Raw genomic sequence first — 17,321 nt, forward strand, 5'->3', positions numbered from 1 at the left:
ATTTTTTTGCGAATTCTTTTCCCGGCACCGGGTCGCCCGGCCGCCCCGCCTCTTCCGTCGAGGTCAGGGCGCATGCGGCGGGCGCCGGGCCGGGAAAGGGTGGTTCGCGCGCGCGCGACGGGGTACATGCCGCGGTCCACATCGAAAGGACACGTCAATGAACCTGGAACGCGGCAGTGACAAGCACGGTCCGCGCCTCGATGAGGAGATCAAGCACGAGACCGCCGGCCTCACGCGAGGGGGCGTCACCGGGCACGCCGAGGAATGGCGGGAGCCCGAGCCCGTGAGCGACGCCGAAGACGACCTGCGCCCGCAGGGGTACGCGCCCGGCCACGAGCCCGGGGTGGCGCCCGGGATGACGCAGAACGACGTCGACCAGCGCAGCAACCTTGCCCGATGGCTCGTCGAGGTCCACTACCCGGCCGACCGCGACGAGATCCTCGCCCACGCGGAGGGGAACCCGGCGGTGCCGGACGCGGTGGTGCGGGCGCTGCGCGACCTGCCCGACGGCTCCTTCCGCAACATCGCGGACATGGCCGAGGCGCTGGGGCTGGGACGGGAGCGCCGCTCCGGCGACTAGGGGGGCGCCCTTCAACTCGCGTTCTCCATGGCCACGGCGGTTTCCCGTCGCCCGCACCGGGTAACCGCCGACGACATCGGCAGAGTTCGGCGCAGTGCGAGGAGGAAGCATGATGAAGCACGGCGGTGACGCGATCACCGTCCTCACCATGGACCATCGGGAGGTGGAGGAGACCTTCGCGGAGCTGGAGCGCCTGCGCGGCACGGGGCAGGACGACCGCCGCAGGGAGCTGACCGAGAAGGTGATCATCGAGCTGGTCGGGCACTCGGTTGCCGAGGAGGCGTACCTGTACCCGGCCGCCCGCGCGTTCATCCCGGACGGCGACCGGCTGGCCGACCGCGAGATCGCCGAGCACGCCCAGGCCGAGCGCCTGATGAAGCAGCTGGAGAAGGCCCTTGACGACGGGGTCACCGCCCCGGCCTTCGAGGGGCTGCTCGACGACCTGATGGCCACCATCAGGGAGCACATCAAGGACGAGGAGGCGCACCTGTTCCCCGAGCTGGTGCGGTACGCCGACGCGGAGGAACTGGCCGCCCTGGGCAAGAAGATCACGATGATGAAGAAGCTCGGCCCTACCCGGCCGCATCCCGCCGCGCCGGACCGGCCGCCGGCCAACAAGCTGCTGGCTCCCGGCGCCGGCCTGGTGGACCGCATCCACGATCTGTTCACCGGTCGGGGCAAGACCTGACCCAACCGGGTCAAATGCCTGTTCCAACCGGGTCAAATGATCGCGTCTGCCCGCGTTTCGGCCGGCACGGCGGGGGCAGCAGCGTTCTATGAGAGTCATCGTGGTGGGCGCGACCGGCAATGTCGGAACGAGCGTGATCTCCGCGCTCGAGTCCGATCCCGACGTCACCTCGATCGTCGGGGTCGCCCGGCGGCTGCCCGCCCGCCGCCCCGGCGCGGGCGTGCCGGGCAGGACCCAGTGGCGCTCGGCCGACATCACCACGAGCGACCTCACCGGCCTGTTCGCCCGCGCCGACGCCGTGGTCAACCTCGCCTGGCTGTTCCAGCCGACCCGCGACCCGGTCACGACGTGGCGGGCGAACGTCCTGGGAGGCATGCGACTCTTCCGCGCCGTGGCGGAGGCGGGGGTGCAGATCCTGGTGCACGCCTCCTCGGTCGGCGCGTACTCGCCGGGGCCCAAGGACGGCGCGGTGGACGAGAGCTGGCCGACCCACGGATGGCCGGGCGCCGCCTACTCGCGGGAGAAGGCCTACCTGGAGCGGGTCCTCGACGTGTTCGAGAACGACCATCCGAGCATCCGCGTCGTGCGGATGCGCCCGGGATTCATCTTCAAGCGGGGAGCGGCCGCCGAGCAGCGCCGTCTGTTCGCCGGCCCCTTCCTGCCCGGCCGGCTGCTGCGCGCGGGCCGGATCCCGTTCGTGCCGGACATCCCGGGCCTGCGCGTGCAGGCGCTGCACTCCCTGGATGTGGGGCGGGCCTACCGGCTGGCCGTGACCCGCTCGGTCGTCGGCGCGTTCAACCTCGCCGCCGAGCCGGTGCTGGACGCCGCCGCCCTCGCCGGGCTGCTCGGCGCGCGCCTGGTGCCGATCTCGCCGATGATGGCGCGGACCGCGGTCGCGGCGGCCTGGCATCTGCGACTGATCCCCGCCTCTCCCGGGCTGATGGAGATGGCGCTGCGCATCCCGGTCATGGACACCACGCGGGCGCGCACCGTCCTCGGCTGGCGGCCGGAACACACCGCGATCGAGGCGGTCGGCGAGCTGCTGGAGGGCCTGCGCACCGGGGCGGGCATGCCGACCCCCGTGCTGGACGCCCACGCCGGCGGCCCCGCCCGGGTCGGCGAACTCGCGACCGGCGTCGGCCGGCGTCCCTGACGCCGTCCGGCGGGGCTCCGCCTTCGCCGACGGCACGCTCGGCGGCTCGTAGCGGCGACCGGCCGCATTCCTGACGGTGACCGGCCGCCCGCTTCCTGAGGGGGACGCGTGGGGGCCGGTCAGCGGGGGACGTGGTTGCGCAGCCCCAGTTCGTCCGGGTAGAGCGAGAAGTAGGTCTGCTCGGCCAGGTACGCCATGCCCGTGCCCTTGACGTGGTGGCGCAGCAAGGCGAGCGGCACGCTGAGGGCGACCTGGTGCGCCCGGTAGGCGTCGATCACCTCCACCAGGTCGGCGCGCCGCGCCCCGTCCAGGTCGTCGCTCACCATGCCGAGGCAGTGCTGCAGCACGTTGACGTTGCGGCCGACGCTCGCCCGGGTGGCCAGGGCCACGCGGAAGGCCCGGCCGTAGGCGGCGGCGAGCCGTTCCGGCGCGTTGGTGCCCGCCTCGGCGACCAGCCGGCCCATCCGGCGGTACTCCGCCGGGTCGTGCGCGAGGATCTGCATCTTGTGCCGGGAGTGGAACGCCACCAGGTCACCCGCCCGCCACTGGCCCTCCAGCAGCGCCCGCAGGCGGGCGTGGGCGAAGATCCGTTCCACGAACGCCTCGCGCAGCACGTCGTCGTGCAGCCGGCCCTCGTCCTCCACCGGCAGCAGCGGATGCGCCGCGATCATCGCCTCCGCGTACAGCCCCCGCCCACGCCGTCCCGAGCCGTGCACGGGAACGCCGTGCAGGCCGCAGGTCGGGCTCTTGGCCTTGAAGACGTAGCCGTCCACCCGCAGCGCCGCCGCGCGCGCCTTGGCCAGCGCGGTCATCGGCTCGGTGAGGTCCCTGCGCGAGGCGCGGGTCATCAGGCGCGTCCCGCCGGGCGCCGCCTCCAGGCGAAGCGTCTCGCGGGGGGCGCCCAGGCCGATCTCGATCTCCGGGCAGATCGGTATCCAGTCGACCCAGGGGGCCAGGGCGCCGGACACGAAGCGGTCGCGGCTGTGGCCGCCGTTGAACCGCACGGGCTCCCCGAGCAGGCAGCTCGACACCGCGATCCGCGGCCGTGGCCGCCGCTCGGCGTTCACCGGAGGATTTGCGTTGTCTGTTGGCATTGGTCCGATCGATCCTTTGGCGAGTGCCGTGTCCCTTACTGTCCCTTCGGCAGCGCTCCCCTCCGCGGATGCGTCCGACGCATGTGGACGAGGTGTCCACATGTGGATAGGCTGGGCCCACTAACTGGACATGGTGTCCGGTTGAAGGGGACGGATCGTCATGAGCCATCTGCTGCACCTGGACGCCAGTGCCCGGAACACCTCGGTCTCCCGAGACCTCTCCCAGGCGTTCGCCGAGGTCTGGCGCGCGGCCCACCCGGAGGGCCACTACACCTACCGCGACCTGGCGGCCGACCCCGTCCCGCACATCGGGCAGCCGTGGACCGAGCTGTGCGACTACGTGCTGGCACACGGGATCACCGACATCGCTCGCTACCGGGAGGCCGTGCGCACCCCCGCACAGCAGGAGGCGTGGGCGACCCTCGCCCCGCTGCTGGGAGAGCTGACCGCCGCCGACGTGGTGCTGATCGGGACGCCGATGTACAACTTCTCCATCCCCTCGGCGCTCAAAGCCTGGCTCGACCAGGTGACCTTCCCCAAGATGTCGCTGGCCGGCCGCCGGTTCGTGGTCACCGGCGCCCGTGGCGGCGCGTACGGGCCGGGCACTCCGCGCGAGCCGTTCGACCACCAGGAGCGCTACCTGCGCGACTTCTTCAAGGGCCACTTCGGAGTCGAGACGTCACCTTCGTCCACGCCGAGCTGACCAACGCGCGGGTCGACCCGGGCCTGGCGCACCTGCGCGAGCGGCAGGCCGCCTCCCTGGCCGCGGCCCGCTCACGCGTCCTCGCCGAGGCGGAGCGCTGACCGGCCGGGCGGACCGCCGGCCCTCCGGTGCGCCCTCGGCGGTCCGCGCCGCCGCGGACCGCGGGGTCGGCCGCGACGGGGGTGGCCACCCGCGCCAGAACCGAGCGGTTCACGGCCGCCGGCGCAGCGCCTTGTCCGCCAGGGCCGGCGGCACGTAGTAGCTGTCCGCCCGGTTGAGGTCGGTGCCCGGCGGCACGATCTCGTCGATCCGGTCCAGCACGTCCTCGGTCAGCACCGTGTCCGCGCCGGCCAGCAGGTCGTCGAGCTGCTCCATGGTGCGCGGGCCGATGATCACCGAGGTGATCGCCGGGTGGGCCAGGACGAACCCGACCGCCATGTGCGCCAGCGACAGGCCGGCCCCCGCCGCGAGCTTCGACAGCTCGCCGACGGCCTGGAGCTTGGCCGCGTTCCCGGGCAGCGAGGGGTCGAACTTGTGCCGTTCGACGGCCGCGCGGCCGGTGCTCGCCAGGTCGATGTCCGCGGCCTGGGTGTAGCGGCCGGACAGCCAGCCCGCCGACAGCGGACCCCAGCTCAGCACGCCCATCCCGTACTTCTGCGCCGTCGGCAGCACCGCCGCCTCCACGCCGCGCGCCAGGATCGAGTACGGCGGCTGCTCGGTGCGGAAGCGGACGTGGCCGCGCCGCTCGGAGACCCACTGCGCCTCCACGATCTGCTCCGCCGGGAAGGTGGAGCTGCCCACGGCCAGCACCTTGCCCGCCCGCACCAGGTCGGTGAGCGCGGAGAGGGTCTCGTCGATGTCGGTGGCCGGGTCGGGCCGGTGGATCTGGTAGAGGTCGATGTGGTCGGTGCCCAGCCGGCGCAGGCTGTTCTCGACCTCACGGACGAGCCAGCGCCTGGAGTTCCCGCCGTGGTTGGCGTCCGGGCCCATCGAGCCGTGGGCCTTGGTCGCCAGGACGACGTCGTCGCGGCGTCCCTTGAGCGCCTTGCCGACGATCTCCTCCGACTCTCCCTGCGAGTAGATGTCGGCGGTGTCGACGAAGTTGACGCCGGCGTCGAGGGCGCGGTGGATGATGCGCACGCAGTCGTCGACGTCCTTGTTGGCGAGGGCGCCGAACATCATCGCGCCGAGTGCGTACCGGCTGACCGAGATGCCGGTCCCACCGAGGGTGCTGCGCTTCACGAGGTACCGCCTCCTGCGGATCGTTGCTGTTGACACGTCGTCTCGTGCCCACATCCTTCGCGGACACGTCGTTCCGCGGATACGGAGTCCAGTCTCCGTTTCGCGCCGGGACGGCGCCAGGTCAGGCGCAACCTGGGTCCGGCAGAACCCCCCAGCGACCCGGCCGCCGCATAATGACTGGCATGGGGCATGCCGAGGACGAGATCACTCCATTTCTGAAGGCGCGACGGGCGGCGCTGGACGCCGCCTCCCTGGGGCTGCCGGACGGCCTCGCACGGCGGCGGGTGCGCGGACTGCGCCGCGAGGAGGTCGCACGGCTCGCCGGGGTGAGCGTCGACTACTACACGCGCATCGAACAGGGGCGGGCGCACGCCGTCTCCGACGCGGTGATCGACGCGATCGCGCGGGCGCTGCGGCTGACCCCGGACGAGCACGCCTTCCTGCGCAACATCTCCCACGGCCGACGGGGCGCCCACACCGAGGTCTGCGACGCCGGCGCCGGCCCGCGCCCGCGCGTACGGCCGCAGCTCCTGGAACTGCTGGAGGCCATGGGGGACACCGTCCCCGCCGTCGTTTACGGCCCCGGCACCGACCTGCTGGCCTGGAACACGATCATCGGCCGCATCTGGTTCGACCTCGACGCGCTCCCGGAGGCGGAGCTCAACGGCGCCCGGCTGATGTTCCTGCACCCCGACGCCAAGGCGCTGCATCCGGACTGGGAGGCGGAGGCGGAGGAGACCGTCGCGAGCCTGCGGGCGCAGATCGGCCGCCGCGAGGCCGAGGCCCGGGTGCAGCGGGTCGTCTGCGAGCTGCGGGAACAGAGCGAGGAGTTCCGGCACTACTGGGACGTCCAGGCGGTCAGAGAACGAACCCAGGGCATCAAGCGCATCCTCCACCCGCAAGTGGGCGAACTGGTGCTGACCTACGAGGCGTTCTCCCTGCCGACCGACCCCGGCCAGCGCCTATGCACCTACACGGCCCCCAAAGGCTCCCCCACAGCGGCCAAACTCCGCACCCTCGCCGAACCCGCCACCGCCGCCTTCTGACCCCTGGAACAGCGGTTCCGGACTAGTGGAAGCGTGCTCGGAACTCGGCTCGCGTCCTCGTCGTTGATCGACCGACCATTTCGTTCCGACACGGCGAGGACGACTTGACCAGGTCACGATTAGCCCGCACGGCGACCTCGATATTGGCGGTCGCCGCATGCGCCGCGTCGGCATGCAGTCCGGCCCGTAGTGCGTCCCCGTTTCCGTTCGACTCGCAGCCGGTTCCGGGAAGGCAATATGACGAACCCGATGACACCGGCGAGGCGGCCGAGGGCCACATAGAGATCTGCGTCACCACGAGGACGCGGACGCGGGTCAATTACCGGGGGTGTGACGACGCGCAGCCCACGGTCACCTGGTACTACCTCCCGCTGAGCGCCCGGGTGCCGGCCGTCGGCTCGACGGCCAAGCGCGGCTCGTCCAAGCGGCCCAAGGGCGACCTCTACCGGGCGCCCGCGAAAGGCGGCGTCGGTACGAAGGTGATGATCGCCGACGTCGAGGATCGTGTCGAGATATGCGTACTGAGGAGCACCCGGATCCGGTTCTCCGAGATCAGGTGCGACGACGGCGAGAAGGGCTACGGCTGGTACTACATCCGGATCGACGGCCGGGTGCCGCCGGTGGGGAAGAAGGCCGAGGACGGTTCCTTCCGCAAGCCGTACGGCGACACCTACCGCGCCCGCAGAAAAGGCGGGGACGCGGCCGAGGCGGCGATCGACTACGAAGACCCGGACGCGATCGAGACCGACGACGGCGAAGAAGAGGAGGAGAACTGCACTATGACGATCACCGGGGAGTGCGTGGCCGCCAGCGATTGCACGGAGACGGTGAACGGCGTCTGCACCGATGACGACGACGATTCCTGGGGATCATCCAACTCCGAGACCTGCCATCAGACCTACATGCACAAACGATGGATCCGCCGCTGCCACTGACGGCCGACCGTCATCTCCGACCCGTCGCATCCGGTTGGAGCTCGGGGCTGGACCGGGCGGCGACCTCTCTGGCGTTCTGCGCTCTCCCAATGCTTTCGTCGCGCGTAGGCGCAGCGTTCGTGGTGAGGTTCACCGTCCGGTCGCCGGGGTGACCTCGTGGCGGTGGGGGGTGTTAGAAAAATTTTCAGAAAAGTGGGTCTTGATGAAGGGAACTTTCAGGGTTATGTTCATGATCGTCCCGTCCTTCTCTACAGGCGGTGAGATGCCGGAACGTTCTCTGACGGCGGCCTTCTTCGTGTGCCGAGGTTGAGTTCGGTGTCGCCGGCGTAGTCCTGCCGCACGCTCATCGACATCAGGGAACCGGGCGTTTCGCCGTAACCCCCCGTACGCACCTGTTCAGAGAGGTGAGCATGCCCGTTCCCGGCAGGCCGACCTGGCCTAAGACCCTCAGATCCGCGCTCACTGCCCTCCTGGTCACCCTCGCGGCGGCGTCGCTTCCGCAGGCGGCCTCGGCGCAGGGCTCAAGCGTCCTGGCCCTGTCCCACAAGAGCCCGTTCAACTGCGGCAAGACCTTCTACGCCAACAACTGGTCCCCCGGCCACAGCCCGTCGGGCGCCATCGACTGGCAGGACTACGGGGGCGACGACATCAACGGTGAGACCGTGCGCGCCACCGCCGCGGGCACCGCGTACTTCAACGACGCGGGGAGCACGAGCTACGGCAAGTGGGTGGAGGTCCGGCACAGCGACGGCACCAGCACCCGCTACGCCCACCTGTCGAGCATGGTGAAGGCGGCCGGCGGCTCCCTGAGCGTCAGCCAGGGCACCACGATCGGCACCGTCGGCTCGACGGGCGGCTCCACGGCCCCGCACCTGCACTACGAACAGCGGACCTCCGGCGGCGCGGTGGACACCAGCCCCACCGTGGAGGGCGTGACCGTGTCCCTGGGCCAGAAGAAGGCCATCACCAGCACCAACACCTGCGGCGGAAGCAGCAACCCCTACACCCCCGAGGAGGTCTGCGGCAGCGGCTACGCGGTCATCGACTCGGCGGCCCTCACCGGTGGCCGCACCTACCTGCTCTACAACTCCGGCAACGGCTACAACTGCGTCACCACGCTGAAGACCACGAACCTCGGCTCGGCGTCGGCGGTGTCGGCCTTCCTGGAGCCGCAGGGCGAGAGCCGGACCACCGACTCGGGCAGCTACGGCTACTACGCGGGCCCCGTCAAACGCGACGCGGCGGCACAGTGCGTCAGGTGGGGCGGCTCGGTCGGCAGCAGCTCCTACACCAGCCCCTTCGAACACTGCGGCTGACCCGGCCGCGATCGCATCCGCGGCCCGGCCGGTGAGAAGCCTGGACGGCGCCACTTCACCGACCGGTCCTCCCGGCACGGCACGACGTCGAAGGCCGCCCCCCATCACGGGAGGTGGCCTTCGGCCTCGCCACGCCGGAGGCCCTTCGGTGGGCCGGTCAGGAAACGCCGACGACGGGCGCCTCCCGCGGCGGAAGGGCCTGTCGGCCGGGCAGGCCCTCCTGGCCGGGCACGACGCTCTGGCCGGCCGGGGTGTTCGCGTGCTGGGGGAGCAGGGCGTCGAACACCGCGGCGCGGTCGAAGCGCATCGCCCGGGCGCGGGCGCGATGCTCCAGGTCCTGCCGCTCGGCGGCGGACATGTCCAGAACCACCCGGTCCACCGTCGCGGCCAGGCCGGCGACGTCCCCGGCCTCGACGATGACGGCGGTGTCGCCCACCGCCTCCGACGTCCCGCCCGTCAGGGTGGTGACGATCGGCCCGCCACCGGCCAGCATCTTCTCGGCCAGCGCGATGCCGAACGTCTCGACGAAGTCGGGCTCGGGCTTGGTGGGCAGGACGTAGGCGGCGCAGCCGCGCATGAGCAGCGGCTTCTCGTTGTCGTCGACATCCGTGAGGAAGACCACCCGCTCGTCCTGCCGGGCCATCTCCCGCACCTGCTCCAGCGCCGGTCCCGTCCCGGCGACCACCAGTTTCACCCGCGACCGGCAGCGCATCTTCCCGAAGGCGTCCAGCAGATCGTGGATCCCCTTGGCCGCGGTCACCCGGGACAGGAACAGGATGTACCCGTCGCGCTCCAGGCCGCGGCGCGCGAGCGCGGCGTCCACCTGCGCCGGATCCAGGTCGAGGAAGGCGGCGGAGTCGATCGGCGGGTAGCTGACCGTCACGCGGCGCCGGCACTGTTCGGCGAACGTGGTGCCGCAGTGGGCGTCCACCTGCTCGGCCGAGGCGATGATCTCCTCGCGGGTGTACTCGGAGACCGCGACGACCTCATCGCCCGACAGGAACGTGGTGAACAGCACGGTCGCCGCGCCGAACCGCCCTTCGCGCAGACACGACCGGATCACGTTGGTCACGTCCGACCCGACCGCCTTGGCGATGGTGTGCACGTCCGGCGCGAACCCGGCCGCCCGCGCGGCGGCGACCGCGTCCATCACCACCGTGGTGTGCGGGACGAGGTACATCGACAGGCAGGTCGTGGAGACCGGTTCGGCGAGCAATTCGACCAGGCGGCCGGTGAGGCCGGCCTGGTGGCGGCCGTCCGGCACCCGGTAGTCCCCGACCGGCTCCGGCCGTTCCACGGTGATGCCGGGGCTGTAGGGCAGCAGCCGGTCCAGCGGCTTCAGCGGCAGCCCGGCCGCCTGCAGCGCCGGAATCGGCCAGGTCAGCAGCCGTACGTCGTCGAAGCCGCGGGTCAGCGCCACCTCGGCGAGATTGCGGGCCTCGCCGGAGTGCCCGCAGATGACCGGGTCGGCCCTGACCACGATGACGAGACGGCGACGGGGATGGGTCATCATGCTTCCTCTGGTGTCTCGGGACGATCGGAACAGAACGGCCTGCAGATCGGAACAGAACGGCTGGCAGATCGGGACGGGACGGGCCGGCGGATCGTCAGGGGGGCGGGACCGCGGATCGGGATGGGATGGAACGACGGATCAACTACGGGCAATCGGGCGGATCGGCTGGGAACGAACGGGCGGTGCAGCTGGGGACGGCGGGCGTATCGGCGGGTGACGGCGGGGGATCAGCCGGGCGAGGGCGGCCGATCAGAGCGGGACTCCGGGCGGATCGGACAGCGACGGCGGGCGGATCCTGCGCCCCCACGCCGACGGCTCCGGGCCCAGCCGCAGGTGCAACCGGCCGCCGCGGTGCACGGTGGCGGCGCTCAGGTGCGTCGCGTGCAGCGGTTCGCCGTTGAGGGTGGCCGACTGGACGTACTGCGCCGGCGGCTCACGATCGACGCCGTCGACGCCGATCGGCGTCTCGCGGTGCCCACTGGTCTCGATGACGAACTCCCCGCCGCCGGCGCGGAGAACGGCCCGGGGGAACGCGGGCGCGTTGACCAGGAACAGGTTCTGCCCGGCGATCGGGAACAGCCCGAGCGACGCCCACACGTACCACGAGCTGAGGCCGCCGGAGTCGTCGTTGCCCGGCAGCCCGCCGGGGCCGGTGCCGAACTGCCAGGTCAGCGCCGCGTGCACCACCTCGGAGGTGCGGTCGGGCCGGCCCGCGTAGTGGTAGGCCCACGGGGCCTCCATGTCGGGCTCGTTGTTCAACCCCTCGAACCGGTTCAGGGCGTATCCGGCCGCCATCTCGGCCGCCCGAGGGCGGCGGCCGGGCTGCGTCACCGGGGCGGCGTCGAAGCCGAAGAACCTGTCCAGCTTGCCGGCGAAGGCCGCGTCACCGCCGGCCAGGGCGATGCGCGCGGCCATATCGTGCAGCAGCCGGAAGGAGTAGTTCCACTTGCCGCCCTCGTAGAACTCCGAGTCGCGCAGCAGTCCGGTGCTGGAGTCGAAGGCGTTGGACCACTGGCGGCCGCGGTCCTCCAGGTCCTCGGCCAGATGCCGGTCGTTCAGCGCCCGGGCGACCTGCGCCGTGCAGTGGTGGGCGTAGGCCAGGTCCAGGGTGTGGGTGATCGGGTGCACCACCCCGTGCTCGAAGAAGTCCTCGCCGTACAGGCGGCGCAGGTCGTCGACCATGTGCACCAGCGCCCAGTTCCAGTCCAGGCCCGTGCGGCCCAGAGCGTGGGCGTCCGCCAGCGCGGTGTGCGCGAGCGCGCTGGCCTGGCGGAAGAACCGGTCGGCGCCGCGGGCCATCCGGTACCCGATCGGGAAGTTGCCCTCCTCCTCGCACACCCGGATCAGCGACTCCAGCAGGTCCATGGCCCGGTCCGGCGCGATGACCGCGAGCAGCGGCAGCTGCGTCTTGTAGATGTCCCACATGGTGCACACGTCGAACGCGTACGGCCCAGGAGTCGGCCAGAACGGGCTCTCGTCGTCGGCGAAGCACGGCTTGATCAGCGAATGGTAGAGCGCCGTCGCGAACACGGTGCGGCGCGCCGGCGTGCCCCCCTCGACCTGGACCCGGTCGAGGTGCTCGCCCCAGCGGGCCCGAGTGCGCGAACGCACCTCGTCGAACGCCGGCCGCCCGTGCCCGCACTCGCGCTCCAGGTTCTCCCGCGCCTGGTCGCATCCGCGCAGCGAGAACCCCAGCCGCACCTCGATGGTCTGCCCCGCGGCGGCCGGGCCCATGAAGAGCATGCCGAAGGGCCGCAGCGTGGTGTGCCGGATGCTGTCGAAGTCCAGGCGGGTGCCGCCGTCGATGAGCCGCCGGTCGTACCACAGCATCTGCCGCCAGCCCGGACTGTCCACCTCCAGGTGCACCGACAGCGGGACGCCCTCCATCACGACCGTGCCCTGCGCCCGGCCGTGGCCGATGCTCTCGACCTGCGCCCGCAAGGGCACGGTGCGGCCCAGCTCGATGGCCAGGCCGCCGCAGGACAGGTCGACCACGACGCGGGCGCTGCGGTGCTCGGGGAAGGTGTACCGGTGCACGGCCACTTTGGCCCCCACGGTGAGCTCGCAGCGGACCCCGGTGTCCAGGGTGGCCGCGTAGTACCCGGCCTCCGCCACCTCCTCGTGCAGCCCCCAGGCCTCGCCGAGCGCGTCCAGCGGCTGCACCATCGGCGTGACCCGGACGTAGTTGTAGTACTTGCGGATCGCCCCGGTGCCCGACTGCTGGAAGTGGGTGAACCCGGACGCCTCCAGCCGTTCGAACATCTCCTCGGGCACGCCCTCGGTGTTCTTCGCGTATCGCCCGTACCCGGTCGGATACGCGCCGGAGTAGGCGCAGGCCGACACCATGCCGAGCGGCGAGGTGGCCCCCGGGTGGGTGTTGCCCACCTGCGGTTTCGGCCACCACCAAGTAGCGGCCAGACCGTGCCCTCGAGGCAGGTCGGTCGCCGCGGTGCCGATGAAGGGGTCGATGTCGTCGAGGATGGCCGGACTCTATCCGGCCAGCCCCCACCTGCGGGTTTCGCGGAGATGAACTGCTTGTTCCAGCCGTGTCAACCTGATCGCGGCGGCGCGCTCAGAAGCGGTACGACCCCACGATGGCCGCCTCGGTCCGTGCGAGGGTGCCGGGAACCACGCGCTCGCCGATGCCTCGCTGGAATGCCTTGAACGCGGCGGAGTCCGCCAGCGGCTCGCGGTCGTCCTCACTGACCACGATGTGGACGAAGCTCACCCCGTCGCCGAGCCGGAACGCGGCGTAGCGCAGCCCGCCCGGACCGTCGTGCGCGAGCTCGGACATGACGTCCTCGACCAGCCGCTGGTTCTCGTCAGCGGATTCGGGACGGGTCTCGTACCGTACGATCACTACCTTGCTCATCGTGCCTCCTATTTGCCGGAGATGGATTTTCGCTTCGCTTGGACCTGTCGGCGCCATGACGGCGTCCGCGCCGCCTATCCGGCGGTGTCGAGCCGCGTCGCGCGGCGCACGGTGCGGGCGAGGGCGATCCCGCCGATGACGCCGGCGAGGCTCAGCGCCGCCATCCACTCCGCCGCCGTGGACATCGCGTGCGCCGACACGTGCTCCCGCAACGGCGGAAGCGACGGTAACGGCGTGGCCTGGGAAAGGTAGACGGCGCCGAACACGGCGACCCCGACGACCTGCCCGAGTTGCATCGTGGTGGTGAGCAGGCCGCTCGCGTCCGCCGCCCTGGCGGGCGGCACGTGGACCAGTGCCTGGGAGAGCAGCGGGCTGAGGGTCAGGCCCATCCCGGCCCCGCAGACGACCAGAGCCGTCCACATCAGCGGGCCGCCCTGAGTACCGTCCTGGAATCCGGCGGCGATACCCAGGTAGGCGAGAGCGGAGATCACCATGCCGGCCGGCGGCAGTAGGTGGTGGACGCGTGCGGGCAGCCTCCGCCAGAAGAAGCCGGCCACCCCGAAAACCCCCGCGAGCGGGGCGAAGGTCAGCCCGGCACGCAGCGCGCCGTCGCCCAGCCCCTGCTGCAGGTGCAGCGCGAGGGTGAACATCAGGCCGCCGTAGGCGACCTGCATGCAGATCAGAGTGCCGATCCCCGACGCCGTCCCCGGGGCCCGCAGCACCGCCAGGTCGAGCAACGGGTCGCCCCCGCGGGCCGCGACACCCCGTTCGACCAGGACGAAGACCCCGGCCAGCACGATCCCGGCGGCGACGCACCCGAACGTCCAGGCCGGCCGGCCGGTTTCGTGTCCGAGCACCAGCGGCAGCACGACCAGGACCACCGCCGGCACCGCGACGACCAGGCCGGCGAAGTCGAGCCGCCGGGTACCGCGCGGCTCGTCCGCCGGCACCAGCCGGGGGACCAGCGCCACCAGCAAGATCCCCAGGGGCACGTTGACCAGGAAGACCGGCCGCCACGAGGCGCCCGCCAGGTTCGCCTCGACCAGCACGCCGCCCAGGACCAGCCCCGCCAGCGCCCCCACCGACAGGACGACCCCGTAGGCCGACAGCGCCTTGGCCCGCGCCGCGCCCTGGAACCGCATCTGGATGACGCTCATGATCTGCGGCACCATCACCGCCGCTCCGGCCCCCTGTACGGAACGGGCGATGACCAGCGTCGCGCCGTCCGGCGCGATACCGCAGACCAGCGAGGCCAGGGTGAAGACGACGGCGCCGAGCAGATACATGCGCCGCCGGCCATGGAGATCACCGAGCCGGGCTCCGGTGATCAGCAGCATCGCGTACGCGACCGTGTACCCGCCGGCCACCAGTTGCAGGGACGCTCCGGAGGCGTGCAGGTCCGCCCCGATCGACGGCAGGGCCACGTTGACGATGGTGACGTCGAGCAGGCCCATGAACTGACCGAGCAACAGCACGGCCAGCATCAGCCAGAGCCGCCCTCCCCGCCGGTCCGCCGAGCCTGCCGGCCTGGTCCTGACGTCCGGACTGATCATGTCGGTTCCTTTCGGTACCTTCGCCGCCCGGGAAGGGGAGCGTCGATGCGATAGCGCTGAGCCGTGCCGAGCCGAGGCCGTCCATCACGACGCCTCTCCGGACCACGGCGACATCCCGCCCGCGCGACCTGGGACGATCGTGCGCGGTCACCGGTACAGATCCGGCCGGCCACCGGAACTCATCGGCCGGTCATCCGGATCCTCAGGTACGCGGTGGCGCCGCGGGCCGGTCCCGCCTGGACGCGCCACGCCGGCGACCGATGATTTCCGGCCCCTGCCGGGATCTGTACAGGTGAAGGGTGACGCGGGTGCGACACACTTGTCCGACGACGGTTGGGAGAAGGCGATGGACCGCGAGGAGCCGATGACCTCGGGCGGCGAGGACTTCGCCCGTCTCACCGACCCGTTCCGTCACGAACTGCTGGCCTACTGCTATCGCATGCTCGGTTCGGTGCACGATGCCGAGGACCTCGTGCAGGAGACCCTGCTCCGTGCATGGCGCTCGTACTCCGGCTTCCAGGGCCGGGCGTCGCTGCGTACCTGGCTGTACCGGATCGCGACCAACGTGTGCCTGAGAGCGCTCGAGAACCGCGGCCGGCGTCCACTCCCGTCCGGACTGAACGGCCCGGCCGAAGATCCGGACACGCCTGTGGCCGTCGCGTCGCCCGAAGTGGCGTGGTTGCAGCCGATGCCCGAGGTGCTGTTCGTCAGCGCGGCACCCGACCCCGCCTCGGTCGTCGCCTCCCGCGCGGGGATGCGACTGGCCCTGATCGCCGCCCTGCAGTACCTCCCCGCCAGGCAACGCGCCGTGCTGATCCTGCGCGACGTGCTGGGGTGGCGGGCGTCCGAGGTCGCCGAGCTGTTCGAGGTCTCGATCGCGGCGGTCAACAGCCTGCTGCAACGCGCCCGGGTACGCCTCGAACAGGACACGCCGGGCGAGGACGAGCTCTTCGAGCCGACCGATCCGGGCCGGCGCGCGCTGCTCGACCGGTACGCCACCGCGTTCCAGAACGCCGACATCGCCGAGCTCATGCGCCTCCTCACGGCCGACGCGGTGTTCGAGATGCCCCCGATCCCCACCTGGTTCGCCGGCCGCCGGACGATCGGGCGCTTCCTCGCCACCCGCGTACCCGCGACGCCCGCGGACCTCCGCATGGTCCCGGCCGCCGCCAACGGGCAGCCGGCGCTGGCCACCTACCGGCGCCACGATGACGGCCTGCACCACGCGCACTCGATCCAGGTCTTCACCCTCGCCGCGGAACACATCGCCCGAGTGACCTCTTTTCATGACCTGACCCTGTTCGCGACGTTCGGCCTGCCCGGCGCCTTGCCCGAAGCGGGTCCTGTCGCGCCGACCGGGGCCGGGAACCGGACGAGTAGCCGCCCGGTGCGGCCGTGCGTCATCGCTTCGTCAGAGCGCCGACGCTGAGCAGGAAGTCTCCGCCGTTCCCGTCGGCTCCGGCCATGACCGACGCCTGGCGCCGGCCGTCGCTCGCGATCGCCCAGAAGGTCAGTTGGACGGTTCCCCGCGCGGTCCGGCAGGTCTGGACGGCCGGGTCGAGCTCGGCGGTGTTGCCGCGTGCGGTCAGCGTCCAGTCGCACCCGTCGGCGGTGCGGGCCGTCACGGTGTTCCTTCGGCCGCTTGTGAACGTGACGAGCCCCTGCTGCGGTGTCTGCACGGATCGCACCTGGCCGTCGGGGTCGGTGTAGCGCGTGGTGAGCACGTTCACGCGCGACCGCGGGTCGGACGCGTCGTACTGCCAGGATCCCGGGAAGACCTTCCGCGCCTGCGCCCACGCGTGGCCTGCGACCTTGGTGCGGCTGCCCTGATCGAGGCGGAACTCGTAGTCGCCGGTCGGCTGGTGGCTGACGGCCACGATGCTCTCCCGCTCACGGTCCCCGGAGAGGGAGACCGACCACTTGGTGATGGTGTACGCCGAGCCGATGACATGGTTGAAGCAGTACTGGGACGGGGAGTCGAGCTCCAGCGAGGTGGGGAGCACCGCGAACGTCCACGTGCACCCCTGGTCGGTGTGGCCCGTGATCCTGCCGTCGGCCGCCTTGGAGAACACGATGGTCCCGATCTGCGGGATGTGGATCGGCGGGCCCGGACGGCAGGTCGTGCTCGTGTCCGGGCAGCTGATGACCGCGATGTTCCGCATGCTCTCGCGTACGGGCTGGTCGTAGTTCCACGTTCCCAGGTACTCGCGCCCGCTCCGCGCCTGTGCCTGTGCCGGCCCGGGTGCCGCCACGCCGATCGCGGTCCATGTCGCCAAGCCCAGGGCCATCAGCGGTGCCAGGGCGGTGAAACGCCTGATGAGCATGATTTCCTCCTCTGTGTTCGAGGCTGCTGTGTTCGGGGCTGCCCAGGAACCTACGGTCGGCCGGTGATGTGCTTCGTCGCCCCTGCGTCCCCTTCGGAGCTACTCCCGGCGTCGTAGATCCGCCGATCCTCATCCCCGCGACGTACGCACCCGCCGAGCCTGGCCCGCCGTCACCGGGCGCATCCGCCGATCCTCATCCCCGGGACGTACGCACCTGCCGTCGCCCGGGGCCATCCGCTACTTTGGGAGGCGGACCGATTCGTCGATGGCCCGGGCGTGCCGCTGAAAGCGCCCATCGTCAT

15 protein-coding genes are annotated in these 17,321 nt (G+C 71.4%); 8 read left to right on the forward strand and 7 right to left on the reverse strand.

The window, feature by feature from the left end:
• The first annotated feature begins 157 nt into the window (after positions 1-157).
• From ABZU32_RS10715 to ABZU32_RS10725, 3 genes are all read left to right on the forward strand, one after another.
• A complete protein-coding gene (locus ABZU32_RS10715; RefSeq protein WP_354920030.1) occupies positions 158-580 on the forward strand; it encodes a DUF2795 domain-containing protein in 423 nt (140 codons plus the stop codon).
• Positions 581-689: 109 nt separating this feature from the next.
• A complete protein-coding gene (locus ABZU32_RS10720) occupies positions 690-1,268 on the forward strand; it encodes a hemerythrin domain-containing protein (RefSeq protein ID WP_354920033.1) in 579 nt (192 codons plus the stop codon).
• A gap of 88 nt (positions 1,269-1,356) precedes the next feature.
• Complete coding sequence (locus tag ABZU32_RS10725; protein ID WP_354920036.1) at positions 1,357-2,421, forward strand: NAD-dependent epimerase/dehydratase family protein; 1,065 nt, start codon at positions 1,357-1,359, stop codon at positions 2,419-2,421.
• Between the two features lie 119 nt (positions 2,422-2,540).
• Here ABZU32_RS10725 and ABZU32_RS10730 read toward each other — a convergent pair whose 3' ends face one another.
• Complete coding sequence (locus ABZU32_RS10730; RefSeq protein ID WP_354920039.1) at positions 2,541-3,515, reverse strand: DUF523 and DUF1722 domain-containing protein; 975 nt, start codon at positions 3,513-3,515, stop codon at positions 2,541-2,543.
• Between the two features lie 160 nt (positions 3,516-3,675).
• On the opposite strand from ABZU32_RS10730, the gene ABZU32_RS10735 reads away from it, so the two are divergent.
• On the forward strand, positions 3,676-4,218 hold the full coding sequence (locus ABZU32_RS10735) for an NAD(P)H-dependent oxidoreductase (RefSeq protein ID WP_354920042.1): 543 nt from the start codon (positions 3,676-3,678) through the stop codon (positions 4,216-4,218).
• Between the two features lie 210 nt (positions 4,219-4,428).
• On the opposite strand, the gene ABZU32_RS10740 is transcribed toward ABZU32_RS10735, so the two are convergent.
• A complete protein-coding gene (locus tag ABZU32_RS10740; RefSeq protein WP_354920046.1) occupies positions 4,429-5,460 on the reverse strand; it encodes an aldo/keto reductase in 1,032 nt (343 codons plus the stop codon).
• A 182-nt stretch (positions 5,461-5,642) separates the two neighbouring features.
• On the opposite strand from ABZU32_RS10740, the gene ABZU32_RS10745 reads away from it, so the two are divergent.
• From ABZU32_RS10745 to ABZU32_RS10755, 3 genes are all read left to right on the forward strand, one after another.
• Positions 5,643-6,506: a helix-turn-helix transcriptional regulator gene (locus tag ABZU32_RS10745; RefSeq protein ID WP_354920049.1), complete on the forward strand. Its 864-nt coding sequence runs from the start codon at positions 5,643-5,645 to the stop codon at positions 6,504-6,506.
• 482 nt (positions 6,507-6,988) lie between these two features.
• On the forward strand, positions 6,989-7,441 hold the full coding sequence (locus ABZU32_RS10750) for a hypothetical protein (protein ID WP_354920051.1): 453 nt from the start codon (positions 6,989-6,991) through the stop codon (positions 7,439-7,441).
• 410 nt (positions 7,442-7,851) lie between these two features.
• Complete coding sequence (locus ABZU32_RS10755) at positions 7,852-8,757, forward strand: M23 family metallopeptidase (RefSeq protein ID WP_354920225.1); 906 nt, start codon at positions 7,852-7,854, stop codon at positions 8,755-8,757.
• A gap of 157 nt (positions 8,758-8,914) precedes the next feature.
• On the opposite strand, the gene ABZU32_RS10760 is transcribed toward ABZU32_RS10755, so the two are convergent.
• The 4 genes from ABZU32_RS10760 to ABZU32_RS10775 all read right to left on the reverse strand — a co-directional run bounded on the left by ABZU32_RS10760 (position 8,915) and on the right by ABZU32_RS10775 (position 14,695).
• A complete protein-coding gene (locus tag ABZU32_RS10760) occupies positions 8,915-10,267 on the reverse strand; it encodes a glycosyltransferase (RefSeq protein WP_354920054.1) in 1,353 nt (450 codons plus the stop codon).
• Positions 10,268-10,519: 252 nt separating this feature from the next.
• Positions 10,520-12,751 (reverse strand): glycoside hydrolase domain-containing protein, encoded by a 2,232-nt coding sequence (locus ABZU32_RS10765; RefSeq protein ID WP_354920228.1) that lies wholly within the window; start codon positions 12,749-12,751, stop codon positions 10,520-10,522.
• 91 nt (positions 12,752-12,842) lie between these two features.
• Positions 12,843-13,142: a hypothetical protein gene (locus tag ABZU32_RS10770; RefSeq protein ID WP_354920057.1), complete on the reverse strand. Its 300-nt coding sequence runs from the start codon at positions 13,140-13,142 to the stop codon at positions 12,843-12,845.
• A 74-nt stretch (positions 13,143-13,216) separates the two neighbouring features.
• Entirely contained in the window at positions 13,217-14,695 is a 1,479-nt protein-coding gene (locus ABZU32_RS10775) for an MFS transporter (RefSeq protein ID WP_354920060.1), read from the reverse strand.
• Between the two features lie 319 nt (positions 14,696-15,014).
• On the opposite strand from ABZU32_RS10775, the gene ABZU32_RS10780 reads away from it, so the two are divergent.
• Complete coding sequence (locus ABZU32_RS10780; RefSeq protein ID WP_354920063.1) at positions 15,015-16,124, forward strand: sigma-70 family RNA polymerase sigma factor; 1,110 nt, start codon at positions 15,015-15,017, stop codon at positions 16,122-16,124.
• On the opposite strand, the gene ABZU32_RS10785 is transcribed toward ABZU32_RS10780, so the two are convergent.
• The gene (locus ABZU32_RS10785; protein ID WP_354920066.1) at positions 16,096-17,019 is read right to left on the reverse strand and encodes a hypothetical protein; all 924 of its coding nucleotides are present in this window, start codon (positions 17,017-17,019) and stop codon (positions 16,096-16,098) included. The two genes, ABZU32_RS10780 and ABZU32_RS10785, sit on opposite strands and share 29 nt — an antisense overlap.
• Between the last annotated feature and the right edge of the window lie 302 nt (positions 17,020-17,321).

Origin of the sequence: Sphaerisporangium sp. NPDC005288, from assembly GCF_040607475.1 — a bacterium.
GTDB lineage: Bacteria > Actinomycetota > Actinomycetes > Streptosporangiales > Streptosporangiaceae > Sphaerisporangium > Sphaerisporangium rhizosphaerae.

What these genes read in the sequence shown, in the direction of transcription:
- ABZU32_RS10715 (WP_354920030.1), top strand. Translation starts at nt 158, where the DNA reads ATGAACCTGGAACGCGGCAGTGACAAGCACGGTCCGCGCCTCGATGAG.
- ABZU32_RS10720 (WP_354920033.1), top strand. Translation starts at nt 690, where the DNA reads ATGATGAAGCACGGCGGTGACGCGATCACCGTCCTCACCATGGACCAT.
- ABZU32_RS10725 (WP_354920036.1), top strand. Translation starts at nt 1,357, where the DNA reads ATGAGAGTCATCGTGGTGGGCGCGACCGGCAATGTCGGAACGAGCGTG.
- ABZU32_RS10730 (WP_354920039.1), bottom strand. Translation starts at nt 3,515, where the DNA reads ATGCCAACAGACAACGCAAATCCTCCGGTGAACGCCGAGCGGCGGCCA.
- ABZU32_RS10735 (WP_354920042.1), top strand. Translation starts at nt 3,676, where the DNA reads ATGAGCCATCTGCTGCACCTGGACGCCAGTGCCCGGAACACCTCGGTC.
- ABZU32_RS10745 (WP_354920049.1), top strand. Translation starts at nt 5,643, where the DNA reads ATGGGGCATGCCGAGGACGAGATCACTCCATTTCTGAAGGCGCGACGG.
- ABZU32_RS10750 (WP_354920051.1), top strand. Translation starts at nt 6,989, where the DNA reads ATGATCGCCGACGTCGAGGATCGTGTCGAGATATGCGTACTGAGGAGC.
- ABZU32_RS10755 (WP_354920225.1), top strand. Translation starts at nt 7,852, where the DNA reads ATGCCCGTTCCCGGCAGGCCGACCTGGCCTAAGACCCTCAGATCCGCG.
- ABZU32_RS10760 (WP_354920054.1), bottom strand. Translation starts at nt 10,267, where the DNA reads ATGACCCATCCCCGTCGCCGTCTCGTCATCGTGGTCAGGGCCGACCCG.
- ABZU32_RS10770 (WP_354920057.1), bottom strand. Translation starts at nt 13,142, where the DNA reads ATGAGCAAGGTAGTGATCGTACGGTACGAGACCCGTCCCGAATCCGCT.
- ABZU32_RS10775 (WP_354920060.1), bottom strand. Translation starts at nt 14,695, where the DNA reads ATGATCAGTCCGGACGTCAGGACCAGGCCGGCAGGCTCGGCGGACCGG.
- ABZU32_RS10785 (WP_354920066.1), bottom strand. Translation starts at nt 17,019, where the DNA reads ATGCTCATCAGGCGTTTCACCGCCCTGGCACCGCTGATGGCCCTGGGC.